Source organism: Desulfosporomusa polytropa, assembly GCF_055380075.1.
In genome coordinates this window covers 4,837,911-4,860,943 of record NZ_AP042400.1, presented here as the reverse complement: position 1 = coordinate 4,860,943, position 23,033 = coordinate 4,837,911, and the positions used below count along the sequence as shown (strand labels likewise).

The 23,033-nt window shown below is 45.1% G+C and carries 21 protein-coding genes; 4 read left to right on the top strand and 17 right to left on the bottom strand.

From position 1 onward, the window contains the following. Positions 1 to 36: 36 nt before the first annotated feature. From argS to ACZ449_RS24355, 4 genes are all read right to left on the bottom strand, one after another. Positions 37 to 1,704: an arginine--tRNA ligase gene (gene argS, locus ACZ449_RS24370; protein WP_464258632.1), complete on the bottom strand. Its 1,668-nt coding sequence runs from the start codon at positions 1,702 to 1,704 to the stop codon at positions 37 to 39. Further along, on the bottom strand, positions 1,694 to 2,161 hold the full coding sequence (locus ACZ449_RS24365; RefSeq protein ID WP_464258631.1) for a YwiB family protein: 468 nt from the start codon (positions 2,159 to 2,161) through the stop codon (positions 1,694 to 1,696). Before ACZ449_RS24365 ends, argS begins: the two co-directional genes overlap by 11 nt. A 222-nt stretch (positions 2,162 to 2,383) precedes the next feature. Further along, entirely contained in the window at positions 2,384 to 3,415 is a 1,032-nt protein-coding gene (locus tag ACZ449_RS24360; RefSeq protein WP_464258630.1) for a SpoIID/LytB domain-containing protein, read from the bottom strand. A gap of 42 nt (positions 3,416 to 3,457) precedes the next feature. Beyond that, positions 3,458 to 4,309 carry a VanW family protein gene (locus tag ACZ449_RS24355; RefSeq protein WP_464258629.1) on the bottom strand — a complete coding sequence of 284 codons (852 nt, stop codon included), beginning with the start codon at positions 4,307 to 4,309 and terminating at the stop codon, positions 3,458 to 3,460. 59 nt (positions 4,310 to 4,368) lie between these two features. Here ACZ449_RS24355 and ACZ449_RS24350 point away from each other — a divergent pair, with 59 nt between their 5' ends. Further along, the gene (locus tag ACZ449_RS24350; protein WP_464258628.1) at positions 4,369 to 5,871 is read left to right on the top strand and encodes a Mur ligase family protein; all 1,503 of its coding nucleotides are present in this window, start codon (positions 4,369 to 4,371) and stop codon (positions 5,869 to 5,871) included. Between the two features lie 10 nt (positions 5,872 to 5,881). Here the strand turns inward: ACZ449_RS24350 and ACZ449_RS24345 are convergent, their stop codons facing one another. The 3 genes from ACZ449_RS24345 to ACZ449_RS24335 are packed head-to-tail and all read right to left on the bottom strand — an operon-like array spanning position 5,882 to position 8,254. Further along, the gene (locus ACZ449_RS24345) at positions 5,882 to 6,463 is read right to left on the bottom strand and encodes a cytochrome b/b6 domain-containing protein (protein ID WP_464258627.1); all 582 of its coding nucleotides are present in this window, start codon (positions 6,461 to 6,463) and stop codon (positions 5,882 to 5,884) included. A 37-nt stretch (positions 6,464 to 6,500) separates the two neighbouring features. After that, on the bottom strand, positions 6,501 to 7,343 hold the full coding sequence (gene speD / locus ACZ449_RS24340) for an adenosylmethionine decarboxylase (protein ID WP_464258626.1): 843 nt from the start codon (positions 7,341 to 7,343) through the stop codon (positions 6,501 to 6,503). Between the two features lie 41 nt (positions 7,344 to 7,384). After that, positions 7,385 to 8,254 carry a DUF2156 domain-containing protein gene (locus tag ACZ449_RS24335; protein WP_464258625.1) on the bottom strand — a complete coding sequence of 290 codons (870 nt, stop codon included), beginning with the start codon at positions 8,252 to 8,254 and terminating at the stop codon, positions 7,385 to 7,387. A gap of 140 nt (positions 8,255 to 8,394) precedes the next feature. Between ACZ449_RS24335 and ACZ449_RS24330 the strand changes: the two genes are divergently transcribed. Next, on the top strand, positions 8,395 to 8,616 hold the full coding sequence (locus ACZ449_RS24330) for a hypothetical protein (RefSeq protein ID WP_464258624.1): 222 nt from the start codon (positions 8,395 to 8,397) through the stop codon (positions 8,614 to 8,616). Positions 8,617 to 8,688: 72 nt separating this feature from the next. Here ACZ449_RS24330 and ACZ449_RS24325 read toward each other — a convergent pair whose 3' ends face one another. The 5 genes from ACZ449_RS24325 to ACZ449_RS24305 form a co-directional block, all read right to left on the bottom strand. Next, the gene (locus tag ACZ449_RS24325) at positions 8,689 to 9,057 is read right to left on the bottom strand and encodes a VOC family protein (RefSeq protein ID WP_464258623.1); all 369 of its coding nucleotides are present in this window, start codon (positions 9,055 to 9,057) and stop codon (positions 8,689 to 8,691) included. 21 nt (positions 9,058 to 9,078) lie between these two features. Beyond that, positions 9,079 to 12,861 (bottom strand): phosphoribosylformylglycinamidine synthase, encoded by a 3,783-nt coding sequence (locus ACZ449_RS24320; RefSeq protein ID WP_464258622.1) that lies wholly within the window; start codon positions 12,859 to 12,861, stop codon positions 9,079 to 9,081. A gap of 189 nt (positions 12,862 to 13,050) precedes the next feature. Further along, positions 13,051 to 14,049 carry an anion permease gene (locus ACZ449_RS24315; RefSeq protein ID WP_464258621.1) on the bottom strand — a complete coding sequence of 333 codons (999 nt, stop codon included), beginning with the start codon at positions 14,047 to 14,049 and terminating at the stop codon, positions 13,051 to 13,053. Beyond that, positions 14,042 to 14,671 carry a DUF47 domain-containing protein gene (locus ACZ449_RS24310; protein WP_464258620.1) on the bottom strand — a complete coding sequence of 210 codons (630 nt, stop codon included), beginning with the start codon at positions 14,669 to 14,671 and terminating at the stop codon, positions 14,042 to 14,044. Before ACZ449_RS24310 ends, ACZ449_RS24315 begins: the two co-directional genes overlap by 8 nt. Before the next feature lie 110 nt (positions 14,672 to 14,781). Further along, positions 14,782 to 15,126, bottom strand: coding sequence for an EamA family transporter (locus ACZ449_RS24305; RefSeq protein WP_464258619.1), 345 nt, complete (start codon positions 15,124 to 15,126; stop codon positions 14,782 to 14,784). 174 nt (positions 15,127 to 15,300) lie between these two features. Here ACZ449_RS24305 and ACZ449_RS24300 point away from each other — a divergent pair, with 174 nt between their 5' ends. Both ACZ449_RS24300 and ACZ449_RS24295 read left to right on the top strand, forming a co-directional pair. Beyond that, entirely contained in the window at positions 15,301 to 15,993 is a 693-nt protein-coding gene (locus ACZ449_RS24300) for a heparan-alpha-glucosaminide N-acetyltransferase (RefSeq protein WP_464258618.1), read from the top strand. Positions 15,994 to 16,115: 122 nt separating this feature from the next. Beyond that, complete coding sequence (locus ACZ449_RS24295) at positions 16,116 to 16,964, top strand: methyl-accepting chemotaxis protein (RefSeq protein WP_464258617.1); 849 nt, start codon at positions 16,116 to 16,118, stop codon at positions 16,962 to 16,964. Positions 16,965 to 17,254: 290 nt separating this feature from the next. On the opposite strand, the gene ACZ449_RS24290 is transcribed toward ACZ449_RS24295, so the two are convergent. The 5 genes from ACZ449_RS24290 to ACZ449_RS24270 all read right to left on the bottom strand — a co-directional run bounded on the left by ACZ449_RS24290 (position 17,255) and on the right by ACZ449_RS24270 (position 22,988). Beyond that, complete coding sequence (locus ACZ449_RS24290; protein WP_464258616.1) at positions 17,255 to 17,923, bottom strand: hypothetical protein; 669 nt, start codon at positions 17,921 to 17,923, stop codon at positions 17,255 to 17,257. 26 nt (positions 17,924 to 17,949) lie between these two features. Next, a complete protein-coding gene (locus ACZ449_RS24285) occupies positions 17,950 to 18,918 on the bottom strand; it encodes a DUF1858 domain-containing protein (protein ID WP_464258615.1) in 969 nt (322 codons plus the stop codon). A gap of 339 nt (positions 18,919 to 19,257) precedes the next feature. Next, positions 19,258 to 20,757, bottom strand: coding sequence for an acetyl-CoA hydrolase/transferase family protein (locus tag ACZ449_RS24280; protein ID WP_464261938.1), 1,500 nt, complete (start codon positions 20,755 to 20,757; stop codon positions 19,258 to 19,260). A 68-nt stretch (positions 20,758 to 20,825) separates the two neighbouring features. Continuing rightward, entirely contained in the window at positions 20,826 to 21,992 is a 1,167-nt protein-coding gene (locus ACZ449_RS24275; RefSeq protein ID WP_464258614.1) for a M20 family metallopeptidase, read from the bottom strand. A 144-nt stretch (positions 21,993 to 22,136) separates the two neighbouring features. Beyond that, the gene (locus ACZ449_RS24270; protein WP_464258613.1) at positions 22,137 to 22,988 is read right to left on the bottom strand and encodes a methyl-accepting chemotaxis protein; all 852 of its coding nucleotides are present in this window, start codon (positions 22,986 to 22,988) and stop codon (positions 22,137 to 22,139) included. Positions 22,989 to 23,033: the final 45 nt, after the last annotated feature.

The following is a 23,033-nucleotide window of genomic DNA, read 5'->3' as shown; positions in this document are numbered from 1 at the left end:
CCGACTGCTATAAAACATTCCTGGAGAGTGAGTGATTTACATTTTTTCAGGAGCAGCCACTCCCAAAATACCAAGTGATTGTTTTACCGTTGACCTTACCGCTGTCACTAGAGCCAGCCGAGCGGCCTGCACCTCAGGCTCAACGCCAATAATCCGGCATTGATTGTAAAAAGTATGGAACAGGCTGGCTAGTTCATGCGCATAGCGGGCGATTCGGTGCGGCGCACGCTCACAGGCGGCACTAGCAACCTCTTCTGGAAACTTGGCCATTTTTTTAATTAAATCAATTTCTGCCTGCTCGGTTAATAGTTCCAGCTTAACTTGCTCCCAAGCAGCCGGCATTGGCAGGCCCGCTTCTGCTACTTGACGAAAGATGCTGGATATTCGGGCATGAGCATACTGAATATAATACACCGGATTCTCATTAGAATGAGATTTAGCTAAATCAAGATCAAAGTCAAGCTGGCTGTCAGTTGAGCGCATAATGAAGAAATACCGAGCGGCATCGCGGCCCACTTCCTCAATAAGTTCACTCAAAGTCACGCCTTGTCCTGTCCGTTTGGACATCTTAACAAGTTGACCATCTTGATAGAGGCTTACCATCTGTAAAATCATTACTTCCAGATTATCCGCATTATATCCCATGGCATTGATAGCAGCCTTAACCCGGCAAATGTAGCCATGATGATCAGCACCCCAGATATTAATAACCTTGTTGAAACCACGGGCAAACTTATCGCGATGGTAGGCAATATCAGCAGCAAGATAGGTAGGTATGCCGTTATCGCGGATAACCACCCGATCTTTATCATCGCCATACGCTGTGGATTTTAGCCACAAGGCCCCGTCTTGCTCATAGATATTGCCATTGGTTTTTAGGAACTCACAGGTAGCGGCCACAGCGCCGCTATCATGCAGCGTGCGTTCGCTAAACCATACGTCAAAGAAAACGCCAAACTGTTCCAAATCCTCTTTAAGGGCAGCCAGCTTTTCTTTCAGCCCCACTTCCTTGAACTCGGCCAGACGCTCCCCCTCTGGCATACTAAGATATTTTTCGCCATGTTTATCAATAATTCGCTGCGCTGTATCGATAATATCTTTGCCGTGATAGCCATCTTCAGGAAACGCAACCGATTGTCCCATAAGTTCTAGGTACCGGGCGTTGACGGAAGCTGCTAGGTTATCCATCTGGTTGCCGGCATCATTTATATAAAATTCTGCCTCCACCTGGTAACCAGCCGTCCTGAGCAGATTAACAAGGGCGCTGCCTACTGCTGCTCCCCGGCCATGACCAACATGCAGCGGTCCAGTAGGGTTAGCACTGACAAACTCTACCTGCACCCGCTGCCCCTGCCCGGCGTTAGTCTGCCCAAAATTATCCCCGGCAACCAAAATATCTGCCAAGTCCTGGTAAAGAAGATCTGACTTAAGATAAAAGTTAATAAACCCAGGGCCGGCAAGCAAGGCTTTATCCAGCCATGGCTCATCAAGACGATCAATAATAGCCTGGGCAATTACCCGCGGATTCATCTTAGCCGCTTTGGCTGACTGCATAGCGAAATTAGTCGCGTAATCACCGAATTCTTTTTGCGGCGGCACTTCCAGTGCTATCTCAGGCAGATGCTCGGCAACAAATACACCGTCAGCTACAGCCCTAGTCGCTGCTTGTCCAATGGCGGCAATCAGCTGTTGTTTAATGTCCATTTTCCTTATCCCCCTGTACAAGGACAGTAAGCGTATTCGCGCTTTGCCACTGTCCGTCTATTTCCAGCTCGTACTCAATATGTATTCCAGTAACCTGGCTATTATCCTCAGCACGGGTTATTGCCAACTGGGTTGTATGTATACTCATTTCCATTGTGCCATAAGGCGTAACATATCTAGAACTGCAGCGTTCCCCGTTACGAAATTCCTGTCGCTGTTCAACGCCGCCCATACGCACCAAAACAACATAATCAGCGTACACTTTTAAGAGTGTTGTGGCACCTTCCATCCCGCTGATTTCGCTTTCTTGATACGTGATATAGTGGACACCATTTTTCGCATACCGCCGCCCATGTGTAAATAATTCAATTGTATCAGCTTCACCATGAGTATCCTGTTGTGAACCTTTCACAGAAATAAGCACATGGCTGATATCGGTATTACCCTGTTTGATCAAACTCAATCCCTTCACAGAACCTTAACTTTATTATTATAGCGTAGTCGAAAGCTATTGCCAATATTCATAAGAGCAATATCGTAAAAAAATCAAAAAAATAAATTGCGCCGCCTGTCCGTGCGTACCAGACAAGCGGCGCAGTCCCCGGGAGGCAGCCGCCATACTGCCTCGCGTAATTAATGTATGCAGAAATTACTATAAAATTCACCTATTTTTAAAAAATCATTGCCACAATTTTTTCACTTCAGTACCAGGATAATAATATTTAATAATATCTTCAGCCTGCTTACCCTCTTTGGCAAAAGTATAGGCCCCCCATTGGCATAAGCCAACACCATTTCCCCAGCCGTTACCTGTAAAAATGAAGTTACCATCTTCATACTTCATTTCTGTAACTAATGTTGATTTAAGAGTATCATAGCCGACAGCCCGGCGAAAATCAGAGCCATACATTTTTTTATCACCAGCTCCAATATAGAGAATTCGCCCTGATGGCCCTTTCTCCACAATGCGGATATCGACCGGGTTACCCTTATAACCGATAGCTGCAGCAACCTCAGAAGCCGGAATTTTTACTGTCCAGGATTCTATATTTTTGGGGGCATAAGTAAAACAGTTATCTTTAACAGGTTGGAAGTACGGGGTATCGTGGGAAATTTCCTTAGGAAAGCTTTCTTCTCTGGTGGCACCAATTTGCCCATTGCAGGAACTATAAATAGCATTAACAAGTCCACCAGCATATAACAGTACTTCACCGCGGGTCCGTGCTACGGCCTGCTTCACACTGTCGTTGACTTTTTGCGGAGCAAAAGCCTGAAGCTCGTCTTTTGACGTACTAACATCAGCATTATGCAATTTCTTTATCGTGCCAGCTTCAATAGCACTGATCGTCAGGGTACGCGAGGCAATCGCCTGTGCCGCTAAGGCCTCTATCGGCCAATCCGGCTCCATCTCCTGGGCAATAACCCCTTCTATATACTTTTCTAGCGGCATAGTCTCAATCGAGCCTTTATCGGCCAGATAGACCCTTACCTGCGGTTCATTAGGATATTTGGCCGCATCAAAGGGCGCAACACCGGGAATCGGCTGTGGTACAGGTGCAGGCGGCATTGGAGCCGGTGCCTGCTCAATCGGTGCTGGTATTGGGGCCGGTGCTGGTTTTTGGGCGGGAGGCCTGAGTAGTGTATACGCTCCCGTGATGAATGCTAACATAATTACTATGACTAGTGCGGTATTCCATGTTTTGTTTTTCATGCGCTCCCACCTCAAACTTAGTATGGCTGGAGATTCTCAAGCTTATGCGTCAGGTAATCCCCATAATTCCACTGTTAGCTGAGAACCCGCCGCATTGGTGAAAACGCGGCTTATCAGACGATGGCGTGTGGTATTAATAAAGCGCAAGTCTTTATCTGTATAAGTAGTGGCATCCCGGCCTGGTGGTACATAATTTACCGGTTGGGAATGAGGATGGCGCTCAGTAACTGTAAGGTTGGCAGCCAATACCGCATTGTATAAAGTGGAGGACACCTGACACATACCGCCCCCAATTCCCTCGGCTTTATTCCCATTATCACCAAATATCGTTGCTGGCTGAAAGCCCCGTGCGGTCGTCGGCTCGCCGGTTAGCTTGTTGAAGGAAAACTCCTGCCCTGATTCAAGAACTGTATTATTAATCAGTTTGGCTGTCAGACGAATATTCGCCAGCCGCCCCGGACTATTATCCAAAATCCGGGTAGTATAACTCCCCAGATTTTGGCTGCGTCTCAGCTTGTCTCCAGTAATATCAGAGATCGACTGCTGATATATTGGCATAACTCTGCTGCCAGCCGCTGCCGCCAGTAATTCGCTAAGCGTAGCCGAAACATCAAGACGCTGACCCGGTCGTTCGGGAATAACCTTTCCGGTGTCGGGATCAAAGCCGGCATTTACTGCTGGCAGATCTTTGGCCTTAGCCAAGTTGGCCAAGACTTTGCTAGCTTCTTCTGCCGTCATGGTGCCTACAGACTGACCCTCAATCGTAACATTCTCTGCCACTAGTCGAACTTCCGGTTTGGGAGCAGGTGTTTTCAAACCACAACCGGCGTTAAGAGCTAGCAGTAAACCAAGCATAAGTAGCGGAAATTGCAAAACTTTTTTTATCTTGTTCACCTCCTGCCGGTAATGGGAATACCATGGAGTATCTTATTGGCTGACAAGGAGGAACTGCTATGCAGGCATTAAAAAGTTGGGTTAGCAAAGCAACGGGAATTACCTGCCATTCGGACATGGTACGACCCGGCTATATTTTTGTTGCTATCTGCGGACGTACCATTGATGGCAATGCTTTCGCCCAAACTGCCGCCGACCGCGGCGCACTGGTTATTGTAAGCGATTGCCCTAATCATCTGCCGCCGTTACGCATGCCAGTCCTTGTTGTCGCTAACGCCAGGCTGGCTTTGTCTGAGTTGGCTGCAGCCTTTTATAAAAATCCATCACACAAATTGAACCTTGTAGGTATAACTGGTTCTAATGGTAAAACTACCATTGCCTGCCTGCTTGAGCATATTTTTATCCTTAATGGCTTCCAGACAGGACTTATTGGCACCGTTCGGGTCAATACCGGAAAAAACGCCATCCCCAGTACCCTAACAACACCAGATGCGGTTTCACTTCAACACTATCTATCACAGATGCTTAGCAACAAAGTTACCCATGCCGCTATGGAGGTATCCGCGCAAGGCGTTGAAATGCATCGCGTTGCTCATGTTCATTTTTCCACAGGCATACTTAGCAATCTCTGTGCCGACCACCTCGATTTCCATGGTAATTTTGCCAGTTATCTTGCGGCTAAAGCCAAGTTCTTAAACTTGCTCACTCCCTCTACGCCCTTGATTGTCAATATCGCTAATCCCTATTGTCAAGTCATTACTTCCCATTTTACCGGTAACCTTATTACCGCTGCGGTCAATAGTCCTGCCGATATTTGCGCCACTATTACCCATTTAACAAGCTATGGCAGTGGCTTTACCCTTACCATCAACAAACCATTAATCGCACTCACTGGCCAACCACTACCTGCCAGTCAATATGCTATGACACTAGCCATTCCCGGACGCCACAATATTGAAAATGCGTTACTTGCCACCGCCGCTGCCCTGCTGCACGGAATTTCACCAGCAGATGTTGCCCAAGCGTTAGCTAATTTCCGGGGCGTTGAACGCCGTATGGATATTTTCCACCTAGACGGACTCATAGTTGTTGATGATACGGCCCTAAATCCAGGCAGTATTGAAGCTGTATTTGATACAATAAGCACATTACGTTATCAACGCCTTGTTGTTGTTAATGCTATTCGCGGTCAACGCGGCCCGGCGATTAATGCCGCCAATGCCGCAGCCCTTGCCAGAGTACGGCGCAAACTGCCATTTTCATTAATCATTACCGACAGTGCCGACCAGGTCGGTCCAGCTGACACAGTAACACCGGAGGAGAGCCTAGCCTTTCAGACAACACTCAACACCCTAAAAACCGACTATACTTACACCAATACTTTGCCTGCGGCGATCACGGCAGCTCTTAGTCATGTTGTTGCTGGTGATCTTATTGTATTAATCGGCGCCCAGGGTATGGATACTGGCCGGCAAGTATTAACCACACTGATGAAATCCCCAAATGCTCACTGTCCTACTCAAATCCATCAACCAATACTAGCCTTACATCCAGATACATGACATTAAAGGGTTACTTCACTTTAGGCTCTTTTTTTATATAGCCTGAGAACATCGCCTGCAGCTTGGCAGGGTCTTCAGTAAACACCAAATACACATGCAGCGGAATGGTTGCCAAAAAAAACATAGTAATGCTGTAAAAAACAATTCGTATTCCCCCAAGGCCGCCAAATGGCCGACTGAGGTAGGAAGCATAAGCTGGAAAAAAATACGGTAACGCGGCAATTCCCGATAACAGGGTAACCAGTCCCCAGCTAGTAAATAACGCCTTTTGCCCCGGGTTATAGCGCCCATAATTAGGGTGATTCTCCGTAATAAACAACGCATACCGAAAAAAGCTGCGCAAGTTGGGGAAATCATGCAGCGTAAATAACAGTTCAGTATACTTACCGGTGGCAAGATAGTAGTAAACCTGCCCCAATAAATTCAAAACAAGTATGATCCCGGCAATAGTATGTGTTTTGCGCATTACGCCATAAGGCAACATTCCCCACGGGTCATGTAGATACAGTCCTGATAAAACAAGATAGCTAATAGTCGCCGCCATAATCCAGTGAAAAATACGCACAGGCAAGGGTTGTAATAATAGTTTCATAAAAATAAAATCCCCCAATTGGGGGATTTTAATGTACTCATAACTTCAAATTTACTTTGGGAATATTTTTCCCATAAAAGATCTCAGCCATCTCCTTTTTGAGACGCTGTTTAATTTTTTTCTTCTCGCCAGCCATAAGTTCCTTTTTGGCTGTTCCAAACAAGTAGTTATCCAGGTCAAATTCCTTTAACAACATCTTGGTGTGAAAAATGTTTTCCTGATAGACATTAACGTCGATCATTTGGTACATGTCCCGATTCTCGCTGGAAATATAGTTTTGGATAGAATTTATTTTATGATCAATAAAATACTTTTTGCCATTCACATCGCGGGTAAAACCTCGCACCCGGTAATCAATGGCCGTAATATCAGGTTGGAAAGTATTAATCAGAAAGTTCAAGGCCTTGAGCGGCGAAATATGACCGCAAGTCGATACATCAATATCTGCCCGAAAGGTGCTGATACCTTCATCCGGGTGGCTTTCCGGATAGGTGTGGACAGTAATGTGGCTCTTATCTAAGTGGCAGACAACCGCATCCGGTTTCAGCTCATTGATCTCGCACTCTCCGCACTCCTCGCTGGTTACAGGTTCTCCCGGCTGGTTGACCGGTTCCTCCGAAATCAGCATGGTAACACTGGCACCCTGCGGGTCATAATCCTGTTTGGCAATGTTCAAGATATTAGCCCCAATTATATTAGCCACTTCTGTTAGAATATTGGTCAACCGTTCGGCACTATATTCCTCATCAATATACTCAATATAAGAATGACGATGCTGCGGAGTCTTCGCATAACAAATATCATACATATTAAAGCTCAGTGTTTTGGTAAGATTATTAAAACCGTAGAGTTTTAGTTTTTTAATTGCTTTAATTTCCATCTTGATCGTCCTTCTCCTTATTGAAATGATTGACTATAGCACTATTTTAGTGTAGCAATATATTTTTCCACCATTTTTACTGGACAATACGATTCCTTAGCTTTGCGCAGACCCTCTAGTCCCATATCCTCTTCCCTGTTGATATAAGGCAGCTGCTGCCACGCGTTAGCACAGAATTGTTGATTAATCACCGGATAGACACCACGAATATCCGCATTGGCCTTTTCGACATGAATAACCGCTGTATCATTGTTTAACTGCTCACCAAAGCTAAAGGCCTCGACTTTTTCGTCAACATAAATTAAGCCGCCAGTCAGCTTCAGCTCATTCCAATGAATAAGCACCTCGATAATTGCGTCTCGTTCTCCCTTTAACAGAGCGTCCTCATCGCAGCCTTTTTTCTTACACCATTCTATTTGGGTTTCCACACAACGCGGCACCCATTCCGGTGTTAGCGGTATATACTGATAGTTGCTGTAATTGCGGAGAAAACTATTAACATGATTTTTCTTACTATGATATTTACGGCCTTTTAATTCAATCAAATCCTTGCTATTATAAACATAATCGTAATTATCCCGGTCAGCAGTAATAGCAAACTGCCCTGGTCGCCATTTTTCGAGAATGTCAACCATAAATTTCTCGATTCCATATAGTTTAAACACCAAGTTATGAGTTACATAATAGGCAGCCATTTCCTCAAGAACACTTTCGACCCCTGCATCAGGACCAAATGGCTGAAGCATAAACTGTTTCTCGTCGCGACCGGCCTTAATAACCAAGTAGCCATCTATTTCTGCCCATTTTATAGAATATAGATTACGCCACATAAATAAATTAGTGAAATTATAATGAGCATTCTCGTAGCGGCGCTGCCTAAAACACTGATCAAACAAGGCTTTTTGCGCCAAAGTAATATCCTGGAAATCGATCGTAATTACCTCCCAAACATTATCAACACTGCTATACTCAGGCAGGAAATGTTTTTATTTAATATTTTCTATTATATGCTGGTTGTAAGTAAGACGCAATATCGAACGGAGGTGATATTATGGGCAAACGCGCACCCACGCTATTATCCGGTGATTGTCCTTATCTGAAAAAACGTCACAGCATTATTGCCATTTACCGCGAAACATCTATCCCCAACCAAGCTGTACCACATTACCAAGTCGATGAGATTGAATGCGATTATAGTGATGAATGCGGTTTAGAAAAATGTCCAATTGCTGAAATCGCACCCAAACACCCTCCGGGCATCGGTCTAGCCTAGTGGCTGGGATGGTAAAGAACGGTTCTTGTTTGCTGGATTAAAAACCAGCAAAACAGGAACCGTCTTTGTTTACTACAGACTTTGTACTAATTCCAAACGTTCACCATCAGGCCCGGTAAAAAACATAATTTTCTTACCGCTAACTACCTTAGGCTGCTCAAATAATAATGTCACATTATGCTGCTGGAGTTTAGCTATTTCGAGCTCAATATCAGTTACCGCAAAGGCAATATGATCAACAATACCTGCCCCACGTACCTGTACACTATCTTCTTGATACTGAATAAGCTCAATTGTTTGCTGACCTGCTTTAACAAATGCCAGGTGAACACGCTCATCCTGGTAACTCTCCTCTAACCTGCACCCCAATACAGTGGTGTAAAATTCCAGAGATTTATCCATGTTTTTAACTACTATTCCGATGTGAGCGACATTGTACATGTCGGTTCCGCCCCCCTGTTGCTATTTAAAATAATTGACACCAGCACTAAACAGCTGCTGATCTTTGCTGCCCGGAATATTGATGGCAACATGATCACCAATGCGTTCAGAATGAGCCATCTTCCCAAGTACCCGCCCATCGGGGCTGGTGATAGCCTCAATTGCCTGGAAGGAACCATTGGGATTAAAGCTAGCGTCATAGGTAGCACGACCATCAAAATCAACATACTGAGTCGCGATTTGACCCTTAGCTGCCAATTGCCCAACTTCCTCAGCCGTGGCATAAAAACGTCCTTCGCCATGCGACGCAGGAATAGCGAATACTTCACCAGCCTCAACATTACTCAGCCATGGTGATAGCGTCGATACTACCTTAGTATTAACCATACAGGAAATATGACGACCGATTTTATTAAAGGTCAGTGTTGGGCTATGCTCAGATAAATCCCGAATTTCACCATAGGGAACCAAACCTAGTTTAATAAGTGCCTGGAAACCGTTACAGATACCAAGCATCAGACCGTCCCGGTGCTTAAGCAGCTCCGTAACTGCTTCCTTTACCCGGGGATTGCGAAACATGGTAGCAATAAACTTACCCGAACCATCAGGCTCATCGCCAGCACTGAACCCACCAGGCAACATGACAATCTGCACATCAGCAATTTTTTGGGCCAGCGCTGCAATTGATTCTTCAATATGGGCGGCAGTAAGATTACGAATAACTAGTGACTGCGCAAGAGCACCGGCCTGCTCAAAAGCCTTGATGGTATCATATTCGCAATTGCTTCCGGGAAATATCGGAATAAGCACCTTGGGCTTCGCGATGACTGCCTTGGGCCGCCGCTTGTTTCTTGCCGTATAACCAGCAAAGTTTTGCGGTTGCTCATTAATAAGACCAGGCCGCGTAGGAAATACCTTCTCCAGCGGCTGTTCCCATGCCGCAAACGCTTCCTCCAAGCTTATCGTAACGCCATTAACGCTGATAACTGGGGTTGACGTTGTCTGACCAAGCAACTGATATTCGATATTACCAAACGCCGTGGCAAGGTCCAGTCCGGCAGGCAGTTCGAGAACCAACGAACCATAATCTGGTGTAAATAGTTCTTGGACATGTGCTTGCTTCGCAAACTCAAGCCCAACGCGGTTACCAAAGGCCATTTTGCTGACAGCCTCGGCAATACCACCTGCTTTAATAGTATAAGCTGCTATTATTTTACCTGTTTGAGCGAGCTGGCTCACTTTATCGTAAGCTGCTATTAAAGCAGCGAAATCAGGCAACTCATCGTTGTTTCGCTTGAGGCGGATAACAGCCACTTGGCTGCCAACCTGCTTAAATTCCTGCGAAATTACTTGCCTTACGTCAACAGGAGTTACCGCAAACGCCACTAGCGTCGGCGGCACGTTAAGCTCGTTAAAAGAACCTGACATACTGTCCTTACCGCCAATTGCCGGAATACCCAGTTGTTGCTGCGCGTAGAAAGCGCCTAACAAAGCACTAAATGGCTTGCCCCATTTGACACTATCTTGTCCCAGTTTTTCAAAATACTCCTGCAAGGTTAGCCGCACTGTGCGGAAATTGCCACCTAAGGCCACCACCTTGGCTACAGCCTCAACAATCGCATAAACAGCACCATGAAACGGGCTCCAGGTTGAAAGATCGGGATTAAAGCCATAGGTCATAATCGTACCTGTGGTAGTATTGCCTGATACCACCGGTAATTTAGCAACCATGCCTTCAGTGGGGGTAGCCTGGTGTTTGCCGCCAAATGGCATCAAAACTGTGCCTGCACCAATGCTGCTGTCAAAGCGTTCCACAAGCCCCTTTTGACTGCCCACATTGATATTTTGCAAGGTTTTCAGCCAAACTTCTTTAGTATTTTGGGAAGTTACCGCATCCGCGATAAGCGTATCCTCAAAATAGCTTGCACTAGCTGGTGCTGCCACCTGGATATTGGTATGCTGTTTGGCTCCATTGGTGTTTAAAAAATCACGGCTAAGGTTGACAATATCCTTGCCACGCCACAGCATCGTCAGGCGATTATCAGCAGTTACCTTGGCAACAAGGGTAGCTTCGAGATTCTCGGCATCAGCGTATTCAATAAATTTCTGAGCATTATCAGCAGTAACTACCACTGCCATTCGTTCCTGTGATTCCGAGATGGCCAGTTCGGTCCCGTCAAGCCCCTCATATTTTTTGGGGACAGCATCCAAGTTAATTTGCAGACCATCAGTAAGTTCACCAATAGCCACAGAAACACCACCGGCGCCAAAATCATTGCAGCGTTTAATCATGGTGCTCACCGCACTATGACGGAATAAACGCTGGATTTTACGTTCTGTCGGCGGATTGCCCTTCTGGACTTCCGCACCACATGTTTCCAGTGACTCTTCAGTATGAGCTTTGGAGGAGCCAGTGGCACCACCACAGCCATCGCGGCCGGTACGGCCACCAACTAGTAGCACAATATCGCCAGGCTCCGGCACTTCGCGAATAACCTGCTCCTTGGGTACAGCCGCCATAACGGCGCCGATTTCCATTCGTTTAGCAACATAACCTTCATGATAGACCTCAGCCACCTGGCCTGTTGCTAAACCAATCTGGTTGCCGTAGGAACTATATCCAGCCGCTGCACTGGTAGTAATCTTACGCTGCGACAATTTGCCTGGCAGCGTACATTCCAAGGGCAGGCGCGGGTCACCGCTGCCGGTAACGCGCATTGCTTGATAAACATAAGCACGGCCTGACAATGGATCGCGGATACAACCGCCCAAACAAGTGGCTGCTCCTCCGAAAGGTTCAATCTCTGTTGGGTGATTATGGGTTTCATTTTTAAACATAACCAGCCACTCTTCTTGCTGTCCATTAATATCAGCCTGAACAACAATACTACAGGCATTAATTTCTTCCGATTCATCCAGATCAGTTAGCTGTCCCTGTTTTTTAAGTTCCTTCATGGCTGTTGTGGCAATATCCATCAAATTGATGTCCCGCTCAGCTGCTTTTTCCCCATAAACATAATTCCTGGCTTTGCGGTATTCTTCCCAAGCTGTGGTGATAGGCTGACTATAATGCCCTGCTGCAATTTCAACTTGTCCAATCTTGGTATGAAAGGTGGTATGGCGGCAATGATCTGACCAATAGGTATCAATTACCTTTATTTCGGTAATTGTCGGGTCACGCTTTTCCGCATCACGGAAATAAACCTGACAGAAAACTAAATCCTCCAGACTCATGGCCAGACCCCGCTCTTGTAAAAACTGACTGAGCGCCGCCTGCGGCAGGTTGTTAAAACCATCAAGCAACGCCACATCGTCCGGCATGGTGGTAGGCACTTCCAAGGATGACGGTTTTTCCAATAAAGCTTCCCTTGCTTCCACTGGATTAATACAGTATTCCTTGATTTTAGTAAGGTCTGCTTCAGAAAGCTGCCCCCCTAAGACCAGTACTTTGGCGGTACGAATCTCCGGACGTTCTTTCTGGGTAAGTATCTGGACAGACTGTGCCGCCCAGTCAGCCCGTTGGTCATATTGGCCTGGCAAGTATTCCATCGCAAACACCTTTGCTCCGGCAGGCACAGCAAATTGTTCAAGATAAACTACATCCACCGGCGGCTCGGAAAAAATAGTATGAAGTGATGCTTCAAACTCAGCGTCACTTATTCCGCTAATATCATACCGATGCAAAATACGCACATCAGCCAAATCGGTTATCCCCAGATGATGTTTTAAATCAGAATATACTCCTTCCGTCTCGACGGCAAAACCAGGTTTTTTCTCTACAAATATACGACGAACGGCGCTCAAGGCACTACCTCCTTAAAAATACAGGCAAAGAATATGTGAAAGCTAACTCCCAGCCTGGGATATTATGCAATTATGCAGCATTTGGCAACATATTATTATCATTATAATGAGTTGATAAATGAATAGCAAGTCGCAAAAAGCAGCCCCCGCTTACGCCGAGCTGCTTCTCTTCGATTATATATTTGATGGTTAGACATGCATGAACAGCGCTAAAAATTTATACATTAGTGCACTAGTTATCGCGCTAAACGGAATGGTTAAAAGCCAGGCAAACAGCATTTGCTGTGCCACGCCCCAGTGTACAGCCGATAGGCGTTTCGATGAGCCTACTCCCATAATCGAGCCAGTTACCACATGGGTAGTACTTACTGGCAGGTGAAGATTAGTAGCTAAAAAAATAACAAGTGATGAGTTCAAATCAGCAGCAAAACCAGTAATGGGCTCAAGCTTAAATATTTTTCCACCCATCGTTTTAATGATTTTCCAGCCGCCAATCGATGTACCGAAAGCCATTGCTGTTGCACAAGACAATTTTACCCACATAGGAACTTCCAAAGTCGGTATCTGACCAGAACTTAAAAGCGCCAGCGTAATAATGCCCATCGCCTTTTGCGCATCATTGGAGCCATGCGAAAATGACATCATACTGGCAGATAACAGCTGCATCTTTCTAAATCCGGTATTAAGTTTACCTGGTTCATGTCTACGAAAAATCCACATCATGGCAATCATCAAAATATAACCGCCAGCCATAGCAATTATTGGTGACAGCACCAGCGATAGTATGATTTTTTCAACACCAACGAGGTTAATAGCCTCAAATCCTGCCCCTACGCTTACTGCTCCCAGAACGCCGCCTACAAGTGCATGGGAAGAACTGCTGGGAATACCAAACCACCAAGTAATCAAGTTCCAAACAATAGCCCCGAACAGTGCCGAAATGATGACCTGCTGGTTAACCATGGAAGCTGCTTTCACCAAATCGCCGCCGATGGTTTTAGCTACACCCGTACTATATAACGCCCCGGCAAAGTTGAGAACAGCCGCTAAAATAACGGCATGTTGCGGCCGCAATGCCCGAGTCGATACTGAAGTAGCAATCGCGTTGGCCGTATCATGAAAACCGTTAATAAAATCAAATGCTAATGCAAAAAATACTACGACGTAGAGCAACGTCAAATCAGGCATACTTTACAATGACTCCCTTTAACAAATTCGCGATATCCTCGGAAATATCCAACGTTTCTTCCAGTTGAAGCAAAATTTCTTTCCATTTGATGATTTCAATCGGGTCGGTGTTTTCTCGAAACAATTTAGCCATTTCCTGGCGATACAACCTGTCACCCATGGCTTCATACTCAATGATCTTAGCACAGCGTTCTTCGAGTTTTTCCCGTTGTTTTTTAATTTCAGGTAAATAGGTAAACGCTTTATCAATTTGTTTGGACGTTTTGGCGACAAGGGAAGCCAATTCTCTGGCCCCTTCGGACGCAACACCGGCATTATATAACTCCATACGCTCAATAACACCCTGAATACAGTCAATAACATCATCTAACTTATGCGCAATTGCATAAATGTCCTCACGATCAAGTGGTGTGATAAAAGTCTTATGTAACAAACCGACAATTTTGGCAGTATTGACATCAGCTCTTTTCTCAAGCTCATCGATCTGAATCATTAATTCAGGCACATCACCTTCTCGATTTAACGCTGCTTGTAGTATATCGGCTGCATCACGAATCAGTTGCGTGTTTTCCAAAAGATACCCGTAAAATTTTTCCTCACGCGGTTTTAAGCCAAATCCCATACTTAGCCTCCTCAATTTAGTCGGATTCAATCTGATTATAGCATAAAACCTCAATCTTTGTTAACTAATTGTAAAAAAATGTTAAGATTCAGTTAATTCCTTATTTTGTGTTACGACTTAGCCACTAATACTATGCCACTCAATATAAGCACCAGTCCTCCCAGCCTAAGCACACTGATTGACTCATGAAAAATAAAATAAGAAGCGATAAATACCAATATATAACCAAGACTAATCAGTGGGTATGCGTAACTAAGTTCTACTGTACGCAATGCATAAATCCAGAGCAATGTACTTACACCATAAAGCGCCAAGCCTGCGATAAGCGGCCAGGCCGCCAGCACCTTTTCCCATAAAGAGCCCGTATCTGGCAGTCGCATCGCACCATATTTTAAACCAACTTGCCCCACAGCTCCAATAAAAATAGAAATCAATAGTATATATAAATCCTTCATTATGACACCATCCTGCCTGTAAAACCGCTGACCAGAACTCCAACGCTTCCTTGATTAGTATATTCCCTTTGCAAGCATGTATTCCTGCAACTACATTATGAACTTCTTGACGGCAATTCATTTGTAATTTATTGTTAGGATAATATACGCTATATCTAAAGGAGGCTGCCCATATTGCCGCAAATTGCCCGCATTGCTGAAATAGATTGTTTCCGGGGAATTGCCCTACTCTTAATGATACTTTTTCATATAGTTTTTGACTTAGCCTACTTTTACAACTGGTCAATCGACTATCTACATGGATTTTGGTACTACCTGGGCAAGGCCTCGGCTATTCTGTTCATGCTGGTATCAGGAATTAGTAGTACCTTTAGCCACAACCCAATACGCCGCGGCCTTACAGTGTTCGGTGCAGGTATGCTAATTACAGTAATAACTTATTACTATATTCCAGCGATGTATATCAGGTTTGGGATTTTGCACTTATTGGGATTTGGTATGCTAGCTGCTCCCTGGTTAACCAAACTGTCTGCTCTGCTGCTGATACTGTCAGGCACAACTTTACTCGTCATGAGCAACTGGACTGCTAACCTAATGGCAACCAATTCCTGGTTACTGCCGCTTGGCATCACCCCTACCGGCTTTGCCTCGCTCGACTACTACCCGCTGCTCCCCTGGCTGAGTGTAATACTCTATGGCCTGGCCATAGGAAAATTGCTATATGTTCGCAAGCAACCCTGCCTGTCTCCAACTGTCACGAACACTCATCCCGCCCGCATTCTAAGTTGCCTGGGCCGCCAGTCGCTACTAATTTATCTTTTGCATCAGCCAATCATTCTCGCACTGCTACTACTCCTATTACAATAAGACAAACAGGCACCCCTTTTATTTTATTACAGTATCAACAAAGCTATTTTTTAAAAAGGATATCCTGAAAAAATGACGAACTATCGAAACAATAACTATTAAATTGGCAAGGAGAGTTAATTATGCAACATGAGGATCAACCCGTAACCAATGAGGCCATTTTAGCTGCCTTTAAACTGGTTCTCCCATACCTAAATCAAATAGTTAGAGAAGACATGGCTGTTGGACTTACTGATTTAAAAGAATATCTTGCTTATTATCGCGCCCGAGAATTTGAATTAGACCTGCCTGCAGGCAAACCCATTCAAGGAATACCTACTGTGGAAAAGTGTATCCGGACCGGTACCAATACCTATGATGATGTTCCACCTGAAGTCTATGGGCGCCCCATAAAAACAATTTTTACGCCGATTTATGGAGTAAATAAAGAAATTATTGGAACATTAAGTTCAGGCATTGATTTAAATCATAGCGTTGATTTGATTAAAAATGTAGAAGAAATGGTTAGCGCAACCGCCCAGGCTGCCGACAGTGTTCATCAAATCGCAGGCAGTGCCAGCGAACTTGCCGCCTCCGGGCAGCGCCTATTCCAATTATCTAGCGATTTAGCAAATAAAAATAAACATTCTGCAGAAATTTTGGAATTCATTAAAAATATTGCAGCCCAAACTAACTTGTTAGGCCTAAATGCCGCCATCGAAGCTGCCCGGGCCGGTGAACATGGCCGGGGCTTTGCAGTTGTTGCCGAAGAAGTCAGAAAGCTTGCCGACCAATCCCAGGAGGCTACAAAGAATATCCAGCGTAATTTACAGGAAATGACCCAAGCTGTTGCTGAGCTTAATACTTCGATCGAAGCATCTGGAGCAATCAGTCAGGAGCAAGCAGCCACCACCCAAGAAATTTCGGCTGTATTGGAGCGTCTCAATGCCGGTGCTAAAATGCTGGAAAATCATGTAGGCCAGTACAGATAGTTGGAAAGAGAGATGCTTTACTTTTGGCATTGCCCCAAAAGTAACAAAAGGTCTAGGCCCTAAGCCTCCAAAAGCTGAAAAGCCGGACGATATTCCTAAAATCCGTAAACTCGCTACGCTCAAACAGTACGGATTTTTTAACGGAATACCGCCCGGCTTTTCTCCTGCGGAACGCTTTTTCCGGCAAAGGCCGAGGGGCTACGTGGTTACGAAGGTTACGGAGGTTACGGAGGTTACGAGGCGTAAACAGTACGATCGCCTGTACCAGTTTCGTATTTGGAATCCCGCCTTTATACCCGAACAATTTCGTATCTATTGCTTTTATCCCCAACTTGGGTATCCGCAGTTTGGTTAAAGGCAAATCCGGGATTAAGAATATTGACAAAGCTAGCTAACCATTCATTATAGAGCTTTTTCATGACTTTACCGTCAACTCCAGCCCGGTTCCAGTTGGGTTCCTGCAGACATCCCGAACTCTCCCATACCATCTTGTCGGAAGTGCTTTCTATAATAGCATCTGCCTGATCACATGGCATACCATTCAGATAATAATCGTTAATAGCCTTGTAAATGCCAGGAGCAGTGGAGGTTTCATATTTACCCTGAGCATCAGCATGACGGGCAGCGTGAACTCCATGCTCACGGAAGGCTGTTTGCGCTACATCAATCGCAGCATCACCGCAATTGTCTATTAGCGCCTGGACAAAAGCAGCTTCCCGGCTTTCGGCCACATTAATCTGCCGCTGTAGCCAACCATGGATATTGCTTTGGTCAATATACTCTTGTAACTCCCCCTCAGGTAAGGGCTCGCCATAGCTTTGCCACGCCTGCGAGCGCGCTTCTTCGGCTGTACCACCACAGAGGTTCTCGGCCGTTTTAAAGATGACTTGCTCACGTTCAATAACGCAGCGAATTTTGTTATATAACCAATAATGGATTGGTGCTAAAAATGCACTCATAAAATTTTCCTCCTTCTGTTTTGAGACTAGTTATTGGCTGAAACTACTTTGTTGAGCGCGGCCAACAGTTCAGGTACATTGAGACCATGGATTTCTGCCGCTTGGGTAACAGGCTCGCCAGCTGAAGACGGACAACCGAGACAACCCATGCCAAAGGAGCGAAACACGGGAATGGTTTGCGGGTAAACCCGGATAATATCACTAATAACACTGTCACTGGTAATAGCATCGCCAAATACCAAGTTGCCTTCGGTTAAACCACCAGGTAATGGTACAATCTTTTCTCCCGCCGCAGATTGTGCCACCGTTGGCTCGATTGCGTCACTTTTTTCGCCATAAAATTCTGCCAGCACATCGGTTTGGAATTTGTCCAAACCAATACGTTCAATAAATTGACCAATACGTTCAATATCAGCATGTTTTTGATAGTAGCGCATGACAATATCGATAATTCGCAGAGTATCCTCATAATCCAAGCTTTCTATGAGCTTATCAGCCAGGCGGGGGTGTGAACCAGCGCTGCCACCGACGTAGACATCCCAGCCGGCTTCTGTTCCAATGACACCGACATCTTTGACGTAAGACTCGGCACAAGAATTAGGGCAGCCTGATACCCCCAATTTAATCCGACTAGGCATTTCTTTTGTGATATATCGTTTGTCAAGTTCTAAGCCTAGTTTAATACTGTCTTGCTTGCCGCGTTTGCAAAAAGCAATGCCTGGGCAAATCTTAACACTGCGTACACAATTGGCAAAGCCTAACGCTGGCTGCATCCCCAGTTCTTCCCAAATACTTTCGATATTCTCGGCTTTAAGGCCAGTAATCATAATCCGCTGAGCCGAAGTCAGCTTCATGGTCCCACCATATTTTTTGGTAACATCCACATATTTTTGCATAACCTCAGGTTTGATAAAACCACCAGGAAGATGCGGGGTTATCGCATATGTACGGTTTCCCTCCCGAATTTTTTGCAGGTTTGCTCCTTTGGGCAGCATACTGCCACCTCCTCAAGTTATTTTTTTTGCTTTTTTAACCAGCTATCCAGTCATGACTACAAAGTACATTTTTAACACCTAACATCTACCGCATTTATTGCTTGAAATCATTGTATTATAAAAATGACTGCCATTCGTTGGCGTATGTCACAGTTTGCTGTGATTCTCATCACAGCATTGTTACCGCTATAACTATATCTAGTTTGTCATTTTCAGGTTGAAACTAAACTTAAAAAAACCTTCTGAAATAATGGACAATACAAAAAAGGCTGTACTTTTCAGCACAGCCTTTTTTGTATATTCTTCATAGAAAATGGCACCTTAACTTGTCAGCAGCAGCTACATTGTTCCAGTTTCCATAAACCGGCAGTGCCAGGACAACGCTTCCGCTAATAGATGCGGCGTCTGTGCTGCTCCCGTCGCTTTTTTCGCTCTTTCAAAATAATCCAGTAAACGTGGCCGGTAACTGGGATGAGCACAATTATTGATAATCACACGGGCGCGTTCTTTCGGACTTAGGCCCCGAACATCAGCCACTCCTTGCTCTGTTATGAAAACATCCACATCATGTTCGGTATGGTCGACATGGGAACACATGGGCACGACGCTGGATATAGCACCGTTTTTGGCCACAGAACTACTAAAGAAGATAGTTAAATAGCCATTACGGGCAAAGTCACCAGAACCGCCAATACCATTCATAATTTTACTACCCATAATATGAGTTGAATTTACATGGCCATAGATATCAAATTCAATGGCAGTGTTCATGGCTATAACACCAAGACGACGGGCTATTTCCGGACTGTTGGAAATCTCCTGCGGCCGCAAAACAATCTTTTCTCTATACCTGTCAATGTTTTGATAGAATCTTTGTAGCCCTTGAGGAGACGGTGTCAAAGCTGTACCTGAGGCAAAAACAAGTTTGCCATCATCAATTAAATCCAGTATGCCATCCTGTATAACCTCAGTATAAACCGTTAGGTCAGAAAAGTTTGAGTGCACAAATCCTGCAATGACGGCATTGGCAACAGAACCCACTCCAGATTGCAGAGGCAAGAGATTGGCAGGCATTCTTCCCTTCTTAATTTCGCTATACAAGAATTCAATGAGATGACCGGTCATAGCCTTAGCATCATTGTCAATAGCCGCTAAAGGCCGTACATCATCGGTTATATCGCTTACAACAATCCCGGCAATTTTCTCTATTTGACAGGGAATATAGGGTACACCAATCTTGTCTGATACTTGTACCAAAGGAAAAGCTTCACGGTGAGGCGGATCGTTAGGTATGAAAACATCATGCATACCCTCTAGGGCTAGCGGCTGCGCTAAATTAAGCTCAATAATTACTTTATCGGCACTTTGTACAAATGAGGCTGCATTGCCTACCGAGGTAGTGGGAACTATGTGCCCCTCTTCCGTAATAGCACATGCTTCAACAATAGCAATATCTACCTTGCCACCGGCAAAACCGCACCGGGACATTTGGGCTGTATGGCTTAAATGCAAGTCAATATACTGGATGCGACCACTATTTATGGCCTGCCTGGTAATTGCATTGGTTTGGTAAGGTAACCTTTGTCCAATACCATCCACCTCAGTCAAGGCCGCATCAAGCTCTTTTCCCACCGATGCCCCTGTCCAAAGGTTTATTTTAAATTTTTCTTGCTGTATTCTTTTTGCCAAGGCTAATGGCACTACCTTGGGATAACCGGAAGGAGTAAACCCGCTTGTGCCAATATTCATGCCTGGCTTTATTAGCGCAGCCGCTTCTTCTGCCGATATAACTCGCTGCTGCAACATTCTATTTCGGATTCTTTGCAATACTTCACTCATTTGGGGTGAATTCAATGCGTTAGATGTTGTTTCCAACTAGTAAACCACCTAATCATATTGATATTTTTTTATTCAGCATCCAAATTGATTATACATGCTGCTAGTAGTTTGGCCCGCTCAAACAAGCTTTCCACAATGGCGAACTCTTCCGGGCTATGGTTTCTGCCGCCCTTAACCCCCATGGCGCAAACAGTGGGTACGCCGGCCATTACGCTGTATGCCGAATCTGACCCACCGCCGACCAATTTTGCATACGGAGTCCCCAGCTCCATTTCCTCGTAGGTTTTTTTGACGATGGCAAAAAGTTCATCAACGCCTGATGTTCTTTTCATCGGAGCAATACCCGGAATCTCAGCAACCGTGGTAGTCGTCCCCTGGACATAGGTTTTAGCAGCGACTTCCTGCACTTGTCGGCGAATCTCCGGCAATAATGCAGGCTCAAGATACCGAACATCCACGACGATTTTCGCCTGACCTGGTACTGCGTTGGGAACTGTTCCACCCTGAATCAGACCGACATTAAACGTTGTACCTGTTTCCCAGTTTGTCAAATTCTGAATATCAATTACTTTGTGGGCTATTTCCAAAATAGCACTCCGCCCGTTTTCCGGCTCGTTGCCAGCGTGTACAGCAACACCTTTAATTTCTATTTCAAATAAAGCGCTCCCCTTTCGCCCGACAACGATCGCATTATCCGTAAATCCTGTTTCACAGTTAAACGCAGCTGCCGATCCCTGTGCTTCTGTCATAAATGCGTCAGCTGCATTGGATTTCACATGGGCTATCTCTTCATCACCAGCCAAAATCATCTTTAGCGGCCGTGCACTGTATTGGGCTGCCTGCAGCGCCTTCATGGCATATAGTGCAGCCACAATCCCGCCTTTCATATCAAGGACACCGGGCCCATAAGCAACACCGTCTCGAATCGTAAATGGCCGCTTAGCAACAGTCCCCACTGGAAAAACTGTATCCATATGACCAAGAAATAAAACTTTCGGTTTTTTTCTATCAGCGCCAATCTCACCGATCATCATGTTTCCGGCTTGCTCCATCTCAATTATCTGAGTAACTGCCCCTTCGTCTGCCAACACTTGCTGAATTTTGCTTGCAACAGCATCAATTCCTGGCTTATTCTGTGACCCGCTTTCCATGTTGACAAATTCCTGCCACAACGTTACCATTTCATCCCGGTGCTCATCAATAAACTGGAAAGCTTGCTCTTTCTGACTATTCATGTACTCACTCCTAACTTTTTTTGGTTAAGTAACGACAACTCGCGCTATTAGCTAAAATCTGTCCATTGCGCCGCAGGCTAATTATGGATAATACCAAAGGCCTTTTAAAACTAAAAGACCTTCGGTATTACATGTTACGTATTTCTATTCATCTTTTGCCATGGAAAGCAGTTTTTGGCCAACATACTTTAATGTTATTACCCTTTCGGTAATAGACTCAGTCGCCTTGGCTTGTTCTTTGGTTATACCCGCTGTTTGCTGAGTATGATTAATAACCATTTCCATCGACGACTTTAACTCCTGGAGTGTAGCCTTAATATCTTTGGCGGAATGCTGACTCTGATCGGAGAGTTTGCGAACCTCTTCAGCTACGACAGCAAACCCTCTGCCGTGCTCACCAACTCTGGCAGCCTCAATCGCGGCATTAAGACCGAGCAGATTCGTCTGACTAGCTATCTGCTGAATGGTTGATATAACAGTATCGGTATTATTGACATTAGCTGACACGCTATCAGATAAATTAGCGACATCCTGCATCGTGGCAGCTAGGTCCTCCTGAGAAGCATTCAATTCCTCGATAGTAGCTGCGATATTTGTGATCGAATCGTTAACTTGCTGGGCTTGATCGAGCAACATTTCCTTGTTTTCCGCCGCCTGTATCTCCCATCGAATGATACCTGTAGCAATTTGGGCGATAGGTTTTGAATAGATAGGGTCTCCGCCTATACCGAAGCTACCAACCCACTCGTTTTTATACACAATAGGCAGATGAACACCCATTTTAATAGTCCCACCCGAACGTTGCTCATCTTCAGCGGTTACAATTCGATGCTCGATTTTCTCGGTAAGTACCTTTTGAGATCCACTGTGAACTTTGCCCACTCTTGAACCATCTTTAGCTGCAACAATTATCCCTTCATGGTCACAGATAACCGCACTTAATCCTGTTTCTTGAAAAATAAAATCCATAATTTTGTTAGCAATAACCTTATCCAATGTCTCCTCCTCAGCTAAGGGCCCCCAGTTTAATATCCATGGTTA